The 13,771-nt window shown below is 53.8% G+C and carries 15 protein-coding genes; 10 read left to right on the top strand and 5 right to left on the bottom strand.

The genetic code is table 11. The features are described from left to right. Window positions 1-63: 63 nt before the first annotated feature. Genes yihX through fabY form a run of 4 tightly spaced genes read left to right on the top strand, consistent with a single transcriptional unit; the run spans window position 64 to window position 2,958 of the window. A complete protein-coding gene (gene yihX, locus LOC22_RS10400; protein WP_047055778.1) occupies window positions 64-663 on the top strand; it encodes a glucose-1-phosphatase in 600 nt (199 codons plus the stop codon). Further along, window positions 657-1,538, top strand: coding sequence for a virulence factor BrkB family protein (locus LOC22_RS10395; RefSeq protein WP_003861949.1), 882 nt, complete (start codon window positions 657-659; stop codon window positions 1,536-1,538). Before yihX ends, LOC22_RS10395 begins: the two co-directional genes overlap by 7 nt. Further along, the gene (dtd, locus tag LOC22_RS10390) at window positions 1,535-1,972 is read left to right on the top strand and encodes a D-aminoacyl-tRNA deacylase (protein WP_015569909.1); all 438 of its coding nucleotides are present in this window, start codon (window positions 1,535-1,537) and stop codon (window positions 1,970-1,972) included. The genes LOC22_RS10395 and dtd overlap by 4 nt, the downstream gene beginning before the upstream one ends. A gap of 44 nt (window positions 1,973-2,016) precedes the next feature. After that, entirely contained in the window at window positions 2,017-2,958 is a 942-nt protein-coding gene (gene fabY, locus LOC22_RS10385; RefSeq protein WP_015569910.1) for a fatty acid biosynthesis protein FabY, read from the top strand. Between the two features lie 8 nt (window positions 2,959-2,966). Here the strand turns inward: fabY and LOC22_RS10380 are convergent, their stop codons facing one another. After that, window positions 2,967-3,887 (bottom strand): alpha/beta hydrolase, encoded by a 921-nt coding sequence (locus tag LOC22_RS10380; RefSeq protein ID WP_017382675.1) that lies wholly within the window; start codon window positions 3,885-3,887, stop codon window positions 2,967-2,969. A 198-nt stretch (window positions 3,888-4,085) separates the two neighbouring features. Here LOC22_RS10380 and LOC22_RS10375 point away from each other — a divergent pair, with 198 nt between their 5' ends. Together LOC22_RS10375 and LOC22_RS10370 are read left to right on the top strand one after the other, a co-directional pair. Further along, window positions 4,086-4,328, top strand: a complete 243-nt coding sequence (locus LOC22_RS10375; protein ID WP_015569912.1) for a ribbon-helix-helix domain-containing protein — start codon at window positions 4,086-4,088, stop codon at window positions 4,326-4,328. Window positions 4,329-4,330: 2 nt separating this feature from the next. Then, a complete protein-coding gene (locus tag LOC22_RS10370) occupies window positions 4,331-4,702 on the top strand; it encodes a type II toxin-antitoxin system VapC family toxin (protein ID WP_023295637.1) in 372 nt (123 codons plus the stop codon). 39 nt (window positions 4,703-4,741) lie between these two features. Here LOC22_RS10370 and fdhE read toward each other — a convergent pair whose 3' ends face one another. From fdhE to fdnG, 4 genes are read right to left on the bottom strand one after another with little or no spacing between them, the layout of a single operon-like run. Further along, window positions 4,742-5,671, bottom strand: a complete 930-nt coding sequence (gene fdhE / locus LOC22_RS10365; RefSeq protein WP_003861956.1) for a formate dehydrogenase accessory protein FdhE — start codon at window positions 5,669-5,671, stop codon at window positions 4,742-4,744. Continuing rightward, window positions 5,668-6,303 carry a formate dehydrogenase cytochrome b556 subunit gene (gene fdoI / locus LOC22_RS10360; RefSeq protein WP_015569914.1) on the bottom strand — a complete coding sequence of 212 codons (636 nt, stop codon included), beginning with the start codon at window positions 6,301-6,303 and terminating at the stop codon, window positions 5,668-5,670. Before fdoI ends, fdhE begins: the two co-directional genes overlap by 4 nt. After that, window positions 6,300-7,202 (bottom strand): formate dehydrogenase subunit beta, encoded by a 903-nt coding sequence (gene fdxH / locus LOC22_RS10355; protein ID WP_014072386.1) that lies wholly within the window; start codon window positions 7,200-7,202, stop codon window positions 6,300-6,302. The genes fdoI and fdxH overlap by 4 nt, the downstream gene beginning before the upstream one ends. 12 nt (window positions 7,203-7,214) lie before the next feature. After that, window positions 7,215-10,265 carry a formate dehydrogenase-N subunit alpha gene (fdnG, locus tag LOC22_RS10350; protein WP_230239524.1) on the bottom strand — a complete coding sequence of 1,017 codons (3,051 nt, stop codon included), beginning with the start codon at window positions 10,263-10,265 and terminating at the stop codon, window positions 7,215-7,217. Window positions 10,266-10,636: 371 nt separating this feature from the next. On the opposite strand from fdnG, the gene fdhD reads away from it, so the two are divergent. From fdhD to LOC22_RS10330, 4 genes are all read left to right on the top strand, one after another. After that, window positions 10,637-11,473: a formate dehydrogenase accessory sulfurtransferase FdhD gene (fdhD, locus tag LOC22_RS10345; RefSeq protein WP_023295636.1), complete on the top strand. Its 837-nt coding sequence runs from the start codon at window positions 10,637-10,639 to the stop codon at window positions 11,471-11,473. Between the two features lie 114 nt (window positions 11,474-11,587). Next, window positions 11,588-11,800: a DUF1471 domain-containing protein gene (locus tag LOC22_RS10340; RefSeq protein ID WP_003861966.1), complete on the top strand. Its 213-nt coding sequence runs from the start codon at window positions 11,588-11,590 to the stop codon at window positions 11,798-11,800. Window positions 11,801-12,285: 485 nt separating this feature from the next. Further along, complete coding sequence (locus LOC22_RS10335; protein ID WP_032103438.1) at window positions 12,286-12,999, top strand: DUF1120 domain-containing protein; 714 nt, start codon at window positions 12,286-12,288, stop codon at window positions 12,997-12,999. Between the two features lie 77 nt (window positions 13,000-13,076). Then, on the top strand, window positions 13,077-13,763 hold the full coding sequence (locus LOC22_RS10330; protein ID WP_047716213.1) for a fimbria/pilus chaperone family protein: 687 nt from the start codon (window positions 13,077-13,079) through the stop codon (window positions 13,761-13,763). The last annotated feature ends 8 nt before the right edge of the window (window positions 13,764-13,771 follow it).

Here is a 13,771-nt window from a genome sequence, read left to right as displayed (position 1 = left end):
GGCGCATAGCTAAAGTTTCTCTTTCCCGCTACAGTTACTTTTCCACGGCGAAAGGAGATAAACATGCTTTATATCTTTGACTTAGGAAATGTAATCGTCGATATCGATTTTAACCGGGTGCTGGGCGCATGGAGCGATTTTAGCCGTGTTCCGCTGGCGACGTTAAAGCAGAATTTCGCGATGGGTGAGACTTTCCATCTGCACGAGCGCGGTGAGATCAGCGATGAAGCGTTCGCAGAGCGTTTCTGTCAGGAAATGGGTCTCTCGTTAAGCTACGAGCAGTTTTCCCACGGCTGGCAGGCCATATTTGTCGCGATCCGCCCCGAAGTGATCGACATCATGCACAAGCTGCGCGAGCAGGGGCATCGTGTCGTCGTCCTGTCGAATACCAACCGCCTGCATACCACCTTCTGGCCGGATGAATACCCGGAAATCCACGCGGCGGCAGATAAGGTGTATCTCTCCCAGGATATGGGGATGCGTAAACCTGAGGCGCGCATCTATCAGGCGGTATTGCAGGAAGAAGGATTCACGGCGGCGGATGCGGTCTTTTTTGACGACAACGCCGATAATATAGAAGGGGCTAATCAGTTAGGTATCACCTCCATTCTGGTGACCGGAAAAGAGACGATACCGAACTACTTTGCGAAGCAGTTATGCTAAAAACCGTTCATCAAAAAGCCAATCACCACACGCGCCCGCTGAGGGCGTGGCTGAAACTCCTCTGGCATCGCATTGACGAGGACAACATGACCACGCTGGCGGGCAATCTCGCTTACGTGTCCTTGCTCTCGCTGGTGCCGCTGGTGGCGGTGATTTTTGCGCTTTTTTCGGCGTTTCCGATGTTTGCCGATGTGAGCATGCAGCTTCGCCATTTTGTTTTCGCGAACTTTATTCCTGCCACCGGCGATGTGATCCAGAACTACATTGAACAGTTTGTCGCTAACTCCAGCAAGATGACGGCGGTGGGGGCATGTGGGCTTATTGTTACCGCGCTGCTGCTGATGTACTCCATCGACAGTGCGCTCAACACCATCTGGCGGAGCAAAAAAGTCCGCCCGAAGGTTTACTCCTTTGCCGTCTACTGGATGATTTTAACCCTTGGCCCATTGCTGGCGGGGGCAAGCCTGGCGATCAGTTCCTACCTTCTTTCGCTGCGCTGGGCGACCGACTTAAACAGCGTGATCGATAACGTGCTGCGTATCTTCCCGCTGATTTTATCGTGGCTTTCGTTCTGGCTGCTCTACAGCGTGGTACCAACCACGCGCGTACCCAACCGGGATGCCGTGGTGGGTGCGCTGGTCGCGGCGTTGCTCTTTGAGCTGGGCAAGAAAGGATTCGCGCTTTATATCACCATGTTCCCCTCTTATCAGCTGATTTACGGCGTGCTGGCGGTGATCCCCATTTTGTTTGTCTGGGTCTACTGGACGTGGTGTATCGTCTTGCTTGGCGCCGAAATAACTGTCACTCTCGGGGTCTACCGCGAACTCAAAAAAGCAGCAGAAGCTGAAAAACAACAAGAAGCAGACCAACCATGATTGCATTGATTCAGCGCGTAACCCGTGCCAGCGTCACCGTGGCGGATGAGGTGACGGGTGAAATTGGCCCAGGACTTTTGGTGCTCCTGGGTGTCGAAAAGGATGACGACGAACAAAAAGCCAACCGCTTGTGTGAGCGCGTACTGGGCTACCGCATTTTCAGCGATGCGGAAGGCAAGATGAACCTGAACGTTCAGCAGGCGGGCGGCAGCGTGCTGGTGGTCTCCCAGTTTACGCTGGCCGCGGATACCGAACGCGGCATGCGCCCGAGTTTTTCGAAGGGCGCGGCACCGGATCGCGCAGAAGCCCTTTACGAGTACTTTGTTGAGCGCTGTCGCCAACAGGACATGAATACACAAACCGGACGATTCGCTGCGGATATGCAGGTTTCGCTGGTGAACGATGGCCCCGTCACATTCTGGCTCCAGGTATGAGCCAACTGGCGGCATGGCCGCGGGTAACAAGAGAGAGTACAGCTATGTATCACCTTCGAGTACCGCAAACGGAAGAAGAATTAGACGCTTATTACCATTTCCGCTGGGAAATGCTGCGCAAGCCACTGCATCAACCTAAAGGCTCTGAACGCGACGCCTGGGACGCGATGGCGCACCACCAGATGGTGGTTGATGAAGAGGGCAACCTCGTTGCCGTGGGACGTCTGTATATCAATGCCGACAACGAAGCTTCAATCCGCTTTATGGCCGTTCATCCCTCCGTGCAGGACAAAGGCCTTGGAACGCTGATGGCTATGACGCTGGAATCCGTTGCCCGTCAGGAAGGGGTCAAGCGTGTCACCTGTAGCGCCCGCGAAGATGCCGTTGAGTTCTTTGCCAAGCTTGGTTTCGTGAATCAGGGGGAAATCACCGCCCCGCAAACTACGCCGATTCGTCACTTTTTGATGATCAAACCCATCGCCACGCTGGACGATATTCTCCATCGCGCCGACTGGTGCGGGCAGCTCCAGCAGGCGTGGTATCAGCACATTCCGCTCAGTGAAAAAATGGGTGTGCGTATTCAGCAATATACCGGGCAAAAATTTATTACCACCATGCCGGAAACCGGCAACCAGAACCCGCACCATACCCTGTTTGCCGGCAGCCTGTTTTCACTCGCCACGCTCACCGGCTGGGGACTGATCTGGCTGATGCTGCGCGAACGTCATCTCGGCGGCACCATTATTCTGGCCGATGCCCATATCCGCTACAGCGCCCCGATCAGCGGCAAGCCGAGCGCGGTTGCTGACCTGGGCGCACTGGGCGGCGATCTCGACCGTCTGGCGCGTGGACGTAAAGCACGCGTACAGATGCAGGTGGAGCTGTTCGGCGATGAAACGCCAGGCGCGGTGTTTGAAGGCACCTATATCGTTCTGCCTGCGAAGCCGTATGGCGCGTATGAAGAGGGCGGGAACGAGGAGGAGTAGTCTCCTTTTCACTCTCGCCCGGCATGGTTAATGCGCCAGGCAATATCTCGCATAACGTCTCGCGCTGACTGGCTAATTCCACCCAACTGGAAGAAGCCGTGTATTACACCCCGCCATCGTTGAGCGGTACACTTCACGCCTTGCTCCGTGAGGCGCTGATAAAGCGCCTCGCCTTCGTCGCGTAACGGATCATACTCCGCGGTAACAATATGGACCTTCGGCAGACCGCTAAAGTCGTTGCGCCACAGTGGGCTGACTTCAGGATGTTGACGGTCGGCTCCAGCCAGATACATTTCATAGCCGCTCAAAAGGGTATCGCGAGTAATCACGTAATCCATGCCATTGAGGGTATAGCTTTCAAAACTGGCCGTAGCGTCGAGCATGGGGTAGATAAGAATGAGCTGCGCGGGATCCCAGAGACCTTTGGCCTTAAGCCGCAATGACGTTACCAGCGCAAGATGACCTCCTGCGCTGTCTCCACAAAGTGTAATCCGGTTTTTATCCACACCTAATTGTTCTGCATTTTGCCAGACAAGATCTGCCGCTCTCTCTGCATCGTCATGCGCAGCGGGGAAAGTATGCTCGGGTGCGAGTCTGTACTGAACCGCAATGACCCGGCAGTTACCGTAAAACGCCAGTTGGCGAAGCTGATTATCATGGGTTTCAAACCCACCGCTGACAAAACAACCGCCATGATAGTAGAGGGCACAAGATAACGTTTCAGGGGCATTGAAAGGCGAAAATACCCGAAAGGTCATATCCTCAAGAACAAGCGTTTCAACCTGGACACGCGTTTCTGTTTCCCCGGCTAGCGCTGTGCTGGCGACATATCCGCTTCTCCGGTCATCAATACTCTGCTTTCGCGAGGAAGGTCGTCCTGCGGCAATAAACTCCTGTACCAGCTTATCAATACCCTTTTCCAGTGCCATGATTACGTCCTTTTACTGTGTTTTTATACAGTTTATAGCCTGGTTTACAGCAGATGAAAACAGAGAAATGTTGAGAGGTGCATATTGTGGAAAGCGGCTCGCAAAATCGATCATTCCCTAAAAAACGTCCTTTCACCCTAAATTGATAAAGAGTATTTTGCCTGAAAATTAACCAAAGATGATATGCTAAGGTGATATATGAGCGTTTTGGCGGAACTTGATATGGGCAGAATACTTATCGATTTGTCTGATGACGTGATTCAACGTTTGGATAATCTCAAGCAATTGCGAAATCAACCACGTGCTGAACTGCTTCGGGAAGCGATAGAACTGTATCTCGACCAGCAGAGTTCTTCTGTTATCCGAAATGCGCTTGGTCTGTGGGGAGACAGAAAAGAGGACGGGCTTGAGTATGAACGCAAGCTGCGTGAGGAGTGGTAATCATGGAGCACATGGCAGTGTTTGATACCAATATTCTCATTGATCTCTTCAACAACCGTGTTGAAGCTGCGGATGCGATTGAGCATACCGCGTCGCATCGTGCCATCAGCTTAATTACCTGGATGGAAGTAATGGTGGGCGCTCGCAGGCATGGTCATGAAGCGAAAACGGCAGCCGTTATGGGCGCTTTTGAAATTATTGATGTGTCTCGGGATATTGTGGAAAGAAGCGTTTTACTACGTGAGAAGCATGGAATGAAACTGCCTGATGCTATCATTCTGGCCACAGCGCAGAGCAGAAAATGTCCGTTGATTTCTCGCAACACGAAAGATTTTGCGGGTATTGACGAGGTCCTTACGCCTTACCAGGTGTAGGCCGGGCAAGCTCGCGCCGCCCGGCACTCTCACAGGAGATTACTCCCCTTCACCCGGGAACAGGAACGGGTTGATCGAGCTGCGGGCAAAGCCCTCCTGCTCCATCTTCGCGTCCAGAATCAGCGAGGCGAGATCGTCGGCCACGGCTTCGACTTTCGGGTCTTTTTCCTGATACAGAATCTTCAGGTAGGTCCCGCAGTCGCCGCAGCTCTCCGCTTTCACCGCCGCGTCTTCATTTTCCAGCGACCAGTAGTTCAGATCGCGGGTCTGTTCGCAGTTGCTGCACTTGATGCGCACCACGTGCCACTCGGTTTCACACAGGTTGCAGTGCAGGTAGCGCAGCCCCTGAGTGGTGCCGATTTGCACCATGCTGGAGACCGGCATTGAACCACACACCGGGCAGAACTGGCGCGCTTCGCCGTATTCGGCGCGGGCTTTACCTGGAATCAGGCTCGCCATTTGCGCCCAGTAGAGCGACAGCGCAGCCCAGATGAACGGCGCTTTATCGCTGCTCACCAGTGAGAAGTCGGAAGCAAACAGCGCGCTCGCCATCTCTTCCAGCTCCTGATCGGAGGCTTTTTCCAGGTTCTCAATGACTGCCAGCGCCGTGCCGCTCATCTCGGGCTTCAGCTCGGCGATCAGGGAATGCAGCAGCTTATGCCAGTGCTTGTCGCGCGGCAGGACGTGAATATCCAGCGGCGGTTTGCCCTGCTCGTTGGCTTCTTTGATGCGTGCGGTCAGGTCCATTTGCAGCGGATGGTCGTACAGCACCACTTCCTGCGCATGGGCGACCAGCGCGGCAAAACGCAGAAAATCGCCCAGCGGGTTGTTCTCTGCTAGCTCGCGCAGACGCTCTGCGCGGCGGTTGTAGAGGTTCTTGAGTCTGGGGAATAACAACGGCGGAATATACTCCGCCGTACGTTTCTCGCTCGACCCCAGCTCATCTTGCGGGATTATGCGAATACTCATTCAGATGACTTTTCCTGTTTCTGGCGGACTTCTCGGTACCAGCGCGGGTGATGTTTCTTCGCCCACGTTTTGGTGACCCAGCCTTCCACCATCGCGGTAATGGTGCCTTTCACCCAGAGGGCGGCGTAAATATGCACCATGATAACCACAATTAACGCCACTGCGGCAAATGAATGCAGCATCAGCGCGAATCGGATCACCGGGATTGAGAAAGCAGGCGCAAAGTACGGACGCCAGATGATCACGCCGCTCACCAGCAACAGGACCAGGAAGATAATCGCCGCCCAGAATACGCATTTCTGGCCGAAGTTATAACGCCCGGTATCACCCACTTCCTCGTTGACGACGATCTTACGAATATTCTTCGCCCAAAAGATATCATCCCGATTGATTAGGTTATGGTGCCAGTAGCGGAAAAACATGATGATGAACGAGGCAAACATCACCACACCCACGAACGGGTGAAGGATGCGCGCCAGCTGCGGCGTGCCCAGTATCTGCATCAGCCAGTTGAAGGACGGGAAGAAGAACCCCAGCCCGCTTATCGCCGCCAGCATGAAGCAGAAGGCGGTGACCCAGTGGTTGATGCGTTCCGGCGCGGTGTAGCGCACGATGGTGTCACGTTTTCTCATTTGCGCACCTCGTCTTTCTCTTCATGCAGGTTGTCGTCTTCCTCTTCCGCACGGTTCGGACCAACGCCGACGTAGTGGAAGATGCTCGCTGCGAAGGTGGCCGCAAAACCGACCGCGGCCAGCGGTTTCCAGATGCCTTTCCAGAACTTCACGGTCGCGCTGATTTCCGGGTTCTCCGGCAGGCCGTGATACAGGTTCGGCTTGTCGGCGTGGTGCAGCACGTACATCACGTGCGTACCGCCAACCCCGGCCGGATCGTACAGGCCCGCGTTATCGTAACCACGAGTTTTCAGCTCGCCCACGCGCTCTGCCGCCAGCGTTTTCATATCCTCTTTGGAGCCAAAGTGGATAGCGCCAGTTGGACAGGTCTTCACGCACGCTGGCTCCTGGCCGACATTTACGCGGTCAACGCACAGCGTACATTTGTAGACGCGGTTGTCTTCCGGGTTCAGGCGCGGCACGTCAAACGGACAACCCGCGATGCAATAGCCGCAGCCAATACACTGCTCGGACTGGAAGTCGACGATGCCGTTGGCATACTGAATGATAGCCCCTTCTGACGGACACGCCTTCAGGCAGCCCGGATCCGCACAGTGCATACAGCCATCTTTGCGGATAAGCCATTCCAGTTTGTCGTTCTGCTCCACTTCCGAGAAACGCATTACCGTCCAGGACTTGGCGGTCAGGTCCGCCGGGTTGTCGTACACCCCGACGTTGTGACCCACTTCGTCACGGATGTCGTTCCACTCTGAACAGGCCACCTGACAGGCTTTACAGCCGATACAGGTGGTCACGTCGATAAGCTTCGCCACTTCCTGCTGGTGGTCCCGCGCCTGAGGCGCGGGCGTGAAACCGTTAGTCGCGGAACGACGGATAATGTCTTGAGATTGATAAGCCATAAGTCGTCTCCGTTACACCTTTTCCACGTTCACGAGGAAGGCCTTAAACTCCGGCGTCTGCGTGTTCGCATCACCGACGAACGGCGTCAGGGTGTTCGCAATGAACCCTTTCTTCGCCACGCCCTCATAACCCCAGTGAATTGGGATGCCGATGGTATCCACCTGCTGACCGTGAACGTTCAGCGTGCGAATACGCTTGGTCACCACCGCCTTGGCTTTGATGTAGCCGCGGTTAGAGGAGACCTTCACGGTATCGCCATGGGCAATGCCGAGTTTGTTCGCCAGCTTCTCGCCGATCTCCACAAACTGCTCCGGCTGCGCGATGGCATTCAGCAGCGCGTGCTTGGTCCAGTAGTGGAAGTGCTCGGTCAGACGGTAAGTGGTGCCGACATAAGGGAACTTGTCCTTTTTACCCAGCGCTTCAAAATCGCCTTTGAAGATGCGGGCTGCCGGGTTAGAGACCACGTTCGGGTGCAGCGGGTTAGTACCCAGCGGCGTCTCAAACGGCTCGTAGTGTTCCGGGAACGGACCTTCCGCCATCTTATCGATAGCAAACAGGCGCCCCATCCCTTCAGGCTGCATGATAAACGGCCCGACATCGCTGCCCGGTGCGGCAGTGCTGTAGTCCGGAATATCCACGCCGCCCCATTTCGCGCCGTCCCACTTCAGTAGCTGACGCTTCGGATCCCACGGGTTGCCTTGCGGGTCAGCAGAGGCGCGGTTATAGAGGATGCGGCGGTTAAGCGGCCATGCCCATGCCCAGCCCAGCGTATTGCCGAGGCCCGACGGGTCGGCGTTATCGCGGTTGGCCATCTGGTTGCCTTTCGGCGTCCAGCTACCCGCAAAGATCCAGCAGCCGCTGGAGGTCGTACCGTCATCGCGCAGGTGCGCAAAGGTGCTGAGCTGATCGCCTTTCTTCGCCAGCACCGCACCGGTCGCCGGGTCGATAACGTCCGCCAGCGCCTTACCGTTGCTCTCCATCGCCACTTCTTCCGGAGACGGATTCTCTGGCGTCGAGTAGTTCCAGGTCATGTTCAGCACCGGCTCAGGCGTTGCGCCGCCTTCAGCCGCGTACATTTTACGCAGACGTAAGAAGATACCGGCCAGGATCTCGCCGTCGTTCAAGGCGATGCCCGGGGCATCCGCGCCTTTCCAGTGCCACTGCAACCAGCGGCCGGAGTTGACGATAGACCCGTTCTCTTCCGCGAAGCAGGTAGACGGCAGACGGAACACTTCGGTCTGAATCTTCGACGGATCGACATCGTTCGACTCACCGTGGTTCTGCCAGAACGTCGACGTTTCGGTATTGAGCGGGTCAATCGTCACCAGGAACTTCAGCTTCGACAGAGACTCGACAACCTTGTTCTTGTTCGGGAACGACGCCACCGGGTTAAAGCCCTGGCAGATATAGCCGTTGACCTGGCCCTGGTGCATCATTTCGAAGTACTGAAGTACGTCGTAACCTTTGTCCCACTTCGGCAGCCAGTCAAAGCCCCAGCTGTTTTCCGCCGTCGCCTTGTCGCCGTAGAAGGCTTTCATCAGCGAGACGAAGAACTTCGGATAGTTGCCCCAGTAGTTCACCTGGCCTTCGAGCAGCGGTTTTGGCGTGCTGGCCGTCAGGTAGGTTTGCAGGTCAGTCTGTTTCTCGCTCGGCAGGTTCATGTAACCCGTCAGGCTTTGAGACAGCAGGCCGAGGTCGGTCAGACCCTGAATGTTGGAGTGACCGCGCAGGGCGTTCACGCCGCCGCCTGCCATCCCCATGTTGCCGAGGAGCAGCTGAACCATCGCCATGGTGCGGATGTTCTGCGCGCCGATGGAGTGCTGCGTCCAGCCGAGCGCATACAGGAACGACGCGGTTTTATCTTTCGCGCTGGTTTCCGCAATCAGCTCGCACACCTTCAGGAAGTCCGCCTTTGGCGTCCCACAGATGTTTTCGACAACCTCCGGCGTGTAGCGGGAAACGTGCTCTTTCAGCAGGTTCCACACGCAGCGCGGGTGTTGCAGGGTGGTGTCGCGCTTCGCAAAGCCGTTTTCATCCAGCTCGTAGTTCCAGCTGGTTTTGTCGTATTTGCGTTTTTCGGCGTCATAACCGCTGAACAGGCCATCTTCGAAGTGGTAATCCTCACGCACGATCAGGCTGGCGTTGGTATAGGCTTCGGTGTACTCGCGGTTATATTTTTCGTTGGTCATCAGGTACAGCAATACGCCTGACAGGAAAGTGATGTCAGTACCTGAACGAATAGGGGTGTAGAAATCCGCCACTGACGCTGTACGCGTAAAGCGGGGATCGATCACAATCAGCTTCGCGCCGTTGTGGATTTTGGCTTCCATCGCCCAGCGGAACCCGACAGGGTGCGCTTCAGCGGCGTTACCGCCCATCACCACAATGAGGTTGGCGTTTTTGATGTCGACCCAGTGGTTGGTCATCGCACCGCGACCAAATGTTGGAGCAAGACTTGCTACCGTTGGTCCGTGTCAGACACGCGCTTGGTTGTCGACCGCGAGCATACCGAGTGCGCGCGTAAATTTCTGGGTTAAATAGCCGGTTTCGTTACTGGACGCAGAAGCACACAGCATGCCGGTGGAGAGCCAGCGGTTAACGGTGGTGCCTTCGGCATTCTTCGCGATAAAGTTGGCATCGCGGTCTTCTTTCATCAGCTTAGCGATGCGATCGAACGCTTCCTCCCAGCTGATTTGCTGCCATTTGTCAGAGCCGGGAGCGCGATACTCAGGAAACTTCAGGCGGTTTTCGGAGTGGATAAAATCTACCAGACCGGCCCCTTTCGGACACAGCGCACCACGGTTGACCGGGTGATCCGGATCGCCTTCGATGTGGAAAATGGATGCTTTGGCGTTTTTCGCACCGTCGCCGAGGCTATACATTAACAGCCCACAGCCGACGGAGCAGTACGTACAGGTGTTACGGGTTTCGCGGGTGCGCAGCAGTTTATACTGCCGTGTTTCCGCCAGCGCTACACCGGGCGCAAAGCCCAGTGCCGCCGCCGTGGTGCCTGCCATACCGCCAGCGCAGATCTTAAAGAACTGCCTTCTGCTGACCTGCATGGGTCACTCCTTGGTTCATTACGACATTGCTATGTAGTTTTACTTTGCGGTTGAGAATTAACCGCAAAGGAGAAAAATTTGCATTAATCCCTCATTTCTCCGAGGGATAAGCCCAGAATACCACAATGTCGGTACGCCTGTTCTAACGGGGTTAAAACAAAGTGAACGTATTATCACGGCATTGATTATAAAATGTGATATCAATCACATTTTATCCTGTGCATGTTAAAGAGGTGTAGCAGCTGATCGGTTGCACCCCTCCGTATTGAGTAGGAGAATGGTTGCTGAAAAGTTGATCCATACTATGCGTAAGGCCTGCCGTTTGTGTTGCAATAGCAGGCTCACTTCCGTGGTTGTTCAGGAATACCGTTGTGTCTAAACAAAACCGTGCTGCCCACGTGTCGCCACTGCCTGCGGGCATTGTGGAACTGTCGGTACACAGACCGCCTCACATTTCACATGCCACGCCGGATTTTCTGGCGGAAGAGGTCCCCGTTGCCCTGGTTTACAACGGGATTTCGCATGTGGTGATGATGGCTTCGCCGAAAGATCTGGAACTGTTCGCCATAGGTTTTTCCCTCTCGGAAGGCATCATTGCGCATCCGCAGGAGATCTACGGTATGGATGTGGTTCAGGCCTGTAATGGTCTTGAAGTACAAATCGAACTCTCCAGTCGTCGCTTTATGGGGCTGAAAGAGCGCCGCCGGGCGCTGGCCGGACGCACCGGCTGCGGCGTGTGCGGCGTTGAACAGCTTAACGATATCGGTAAGCCCGTCGCGCCGCTGCCGTTTACCCAGACCTTCAACCTCGGTAACCTCGACAAAGCCCTGGAGCACCTCAATGATGTCCAGCCCATAGGCCAGCTGAGCGGCTGTACACATGCTGCGGCGTGGTTGCTCCCGTCGGGCGAGATCGTCGGAGGTCATGAAGATGTGGGCCGCCATGTGGCGCTGGATAAGCTGCTGGGCCGTCGCGCGCGTGAAGATGCCGTCTGGCAGCAAGGGGCCGCGCTCGTTTCCAGCCGCGCCAGCTATGAAATGGTACAGAAAGCGGCCATGTGCGGCGTGGAGATCCTGTTTGCGGTGTCGGCTGCGACAACGCTGGCGGTCGAAGTGGCAGAGCGCTGCAACCTGACGCTGGTGGGGTTCTGCAAGCCGGGCAGGGCGACAATTTACACCCATCCGCAGCGATTAATTGTTAATCAGTAATTTTGAATGAGTATAGCAAAACCTTCCGCTTTTAGTTGTTCATGATGAGGGCTAGTATTTGTCTCATCAAGGCACGGTGCCTTATCTAAACAACTTAACGAAAAGGTTTATCTCATGAAAAGCATCAAAACTTTTGTCGCTGTAATCGCTCTGGCTACTTCTTTCGGTTCTTTCGCTGCGCAGACTGTGACTGCATCCGCCTCTACGCTGGATGGTGCAGAAGCTAAAATCGCCGCACAGGCTCAGGAAGCGGGCGCGTCATCCTACAAAATTACCCAGGCATTCACCGGTAACCGCGTACACATGACCGCTGAACTGAACAAATAAGTCATATAGCCGCTGTCCCTTGCTTTTCGGAGCAGGGACAGGTTTCATTCTGCTCCCCTGTTTTATCCCGCCTTCCTGTACAAACCGCCTGTATTTTCAACCTGACAGAAAATAGCCATATCCTCCGGGATATTTCTTATTGGTTGAATAATAACTATAATGTGCCGTCCGGTTGAGTACCCTTACTTAAAAATCAGCAATCTCATACATGATCTAAATACAAGGTCTGACCAGTTCTTTTAATTCATTTCTATAATGTATGATTTCATGTCTTTCAGACTGTATTTCGGGATTTATTATATAAATAATCAATAATTGATCCCAAATAATAAGGAAATCCTCAGGCTTTAATCCTAAAGAGATTCGGAGTCATTGACCCCGGTTATTCATGATGATAGTTTCAAAAACAATATTAAATCTTTACCCCTAAAACCAAATATTTCTCTTTTGGTTTATTTTGTATTTAACTCATATAAGGAGATTAAATGAACGCGATGTTTAAAAAAGGAGTGCTGGCATCTGTACTGGCAGTAGCGGCGTCTTCAGCAATGGCGGCTTCCAGTGTTGATATTCAGGTTACGGGGAAAATTGTTCCGTCTTCCTGTACACCGGCATTTATTAGCGGTGGCGGTATTGCTGATTTCGGTACCATGAAGGTGGCTAGTCTGAATTCCACCACCCCAACCCCTCTGGCGGATGTTAAAATTATCCCTATTTCTATTACCTGTGAAGAAGCGACCCGCGTTGGCGTGACCTTTAACGATTCGCATGTGGATTCTGCGCCTACGGAGACTATTCCGGTGAACTTTATTGATTCGGATTTCCCTACCAGCGTGGGTTTTACGGCTGGCCTGGGGATGTATGGCGATAAGAAGATTGGCGCTTATTCAATGGGTATCCAAAAGACCGACGGGGCGACGACCAACGGAGACGGTGTAAACCTTTATCCAATCTTCACCAGCGATAACGGTGCATCATGGGGAGTTAAAAGCGGGGTTCGCTATTTACAGGTGAAAGCAGATAAGAGTGAGATTTATTCCTTCACAGATCAAGCGACCGGTACAATTGCACCTGTTGCACAAACTAAAATTAACTTCAACGTGGGCATTGCCGCGATGATTAACCCAACCAACGATTTAAATATCACGGATGAAGCCACCCTGGACGGCTTAACCAACGTTGAGCTGGTTTATCTGTAATCACCCCCACGTATCATGAAATACCTGACACCTCACCCCGGTGGGGTGTCCTATACCAATATTAATGGACTAATATTATGCTGCTTTTAAAGAGAACGCTGATCTGTGCCTGCCTGCTGGCCTCATTCAACGGTATGGCTGCCGGGATGGTGCCGGATACCTCGCTGCTTATTGTCAATGAAGACAAGCAGGGGGCCAGCATGGATGTCAAAAACACCGATGCTGAAGCACAGCTGCTGTACACCAAAATTATTGATCTCCCGGACGACCCTAAACCGGGTCTGATTGCCACGCAGCCGGTTGTGCGCGTAGATGCGGGTAAAACCCAGCGCGTGCGTTTTGTGCTGAAAAACAATAATGAGCCGCTGAAGGTGGAACATTTTAAGCGTGTCATTTTTACCGCTATCCCACAGCGTGAAAAAAATAAAGTTAAAGTGGTGTTTAGCCAGAACCTTCCCGTCATTATTCACCCGGCTGGCCTGGCGGTAAATATTGAACCCTGGAAGGCACTCACCTGGCAGATAAAAAATGGCAATGTCACGGTTGAGAATAATACGCCTTATGTCGTCCGACTGGAGCAAAAGGTGAAATTAATGGCCTCGGGTACGATCGCGACATTAGCTAAGACTTACATTCTTCCTGGCGAAAAAATGACGGCCAGCGCCCCAGCCAAAATATCAGCATCCGAAAAACAAATCGAAATCTATCCGGCAACGCGTTATGGCTATAAGGCAGGGAATTATATCGCCGACCTTAAGCAATAAAATCACTT

This window comes from Enterobacter sp. AN-K1 (assembly GCF_020971765.1).
GTDB classification, from domain to species: Bacteria; Pseudomonadota; Gammaproteobacteria; order Enterobacterales; family Enterobacteriaceae; genus Enterobacter; species Enterobacter hormaechei_C.
The sequence above is the reverse complement of the archived record's forward strand: the minus strand, read 5'-3'. Positions and strand labels throughout refer to the sequence as shown.

What these genes read in the sequence shown, in the direction of transcription:
- yihX (WP_047055778.1), top strand. Translation starts at nt 64, where the DNA reads ATGCTTTATATCTTTGACTTAGGAAATGTAATCGTCGATATCGATTTT.
- LOC22_RS10395 (WP_003861949.1), top strand. Translation starts at nt 657, where the DNA reads ATGCTAAAAACCGTTCATCAAAAAGCCAATCACCACACGCGCCCGCTG.
- dtd (WP_015569909.1), top strand. Translation starts at nt 1,535, where the DNA reads ATGATTGCATTGATTCAGCGCGTAACCCGTGCCAGCGTCACCGTGGCG.
- fabY (WP_015569910.1), top strand. Translation starts at nt 2,017, where the DNA reads ATGTATCACCTTCGAGTACCGCAAACGGAAGAAGAATTAGACGCTTAT.
- LOC22_RS10380 (WP_017382675.1), bottom strand. Translation starts at nt 3,887, where the DNA reads ATGGCACTGGAAAAGGGTATTGATAAGCTGGTACAGGAGTTTATTGCC.
- LOC22_RS10375 (WP_015569912.1), top strand. Translation starts at nt 4,086, where the DNA reads ATGAGCGTTTTGGCGGAACTTGATATGGGCAGAATACTTATCGATTTG.
- LOC22_RS10370 (WP_023295637.1), top strand. Translation starts at nt 4,331, where the DNA reads ATGGAGCACATGGCAGTGTTTGATACCAATATTCTCATTGATCTCTTC.
- fdhE (WP_003861956.1), bottom strand. Translation starts at nt 5,671, where the DNA reads ATGAGTATTCGCATAATCCCGCAAGATGAGCTGGGGTCGAGCGAGAAA.
- fdoI (WP_015569914.1), bottom strand. Translation starts at nt 6,303, where the DNA reads ATGAGAAAACGTGACACCATCGTGCGCTACACCGCGCCGGAACGCATC.
- fdxH (WP_014072386.1), bottom strand. Translation starts at nt 7,202, where the DNA reads ATGGCTTATCAATCTCAAGACATTATCCGTCGTTCCGCGACTAACGGT.
- LOC22_RS10340 (WP_003861966.1), top strand. Translation starts at nt 11,588, where the DNA reads ATGAAAAGCATCAAAACTTTTGTCGCTGTAATCGCTCTGGCTACTTCT.
- LOC22_RS10335 (WP_032103438.1), top strand. Translation starts at nt 12,286, where the DNA reads ATGAACGCGATGTTTAAAAAAGGAGTGCTGGCATCTGTACTGGCAGTA.
- LOC22_RS10330 (WP_047716213.1), top strand. Translation starts at nt 13,077, where the DNA reads ATGCTGCTTTTAAAGAGAACGCTGATCTGTGCCTGCCTGCTGGCCTCA.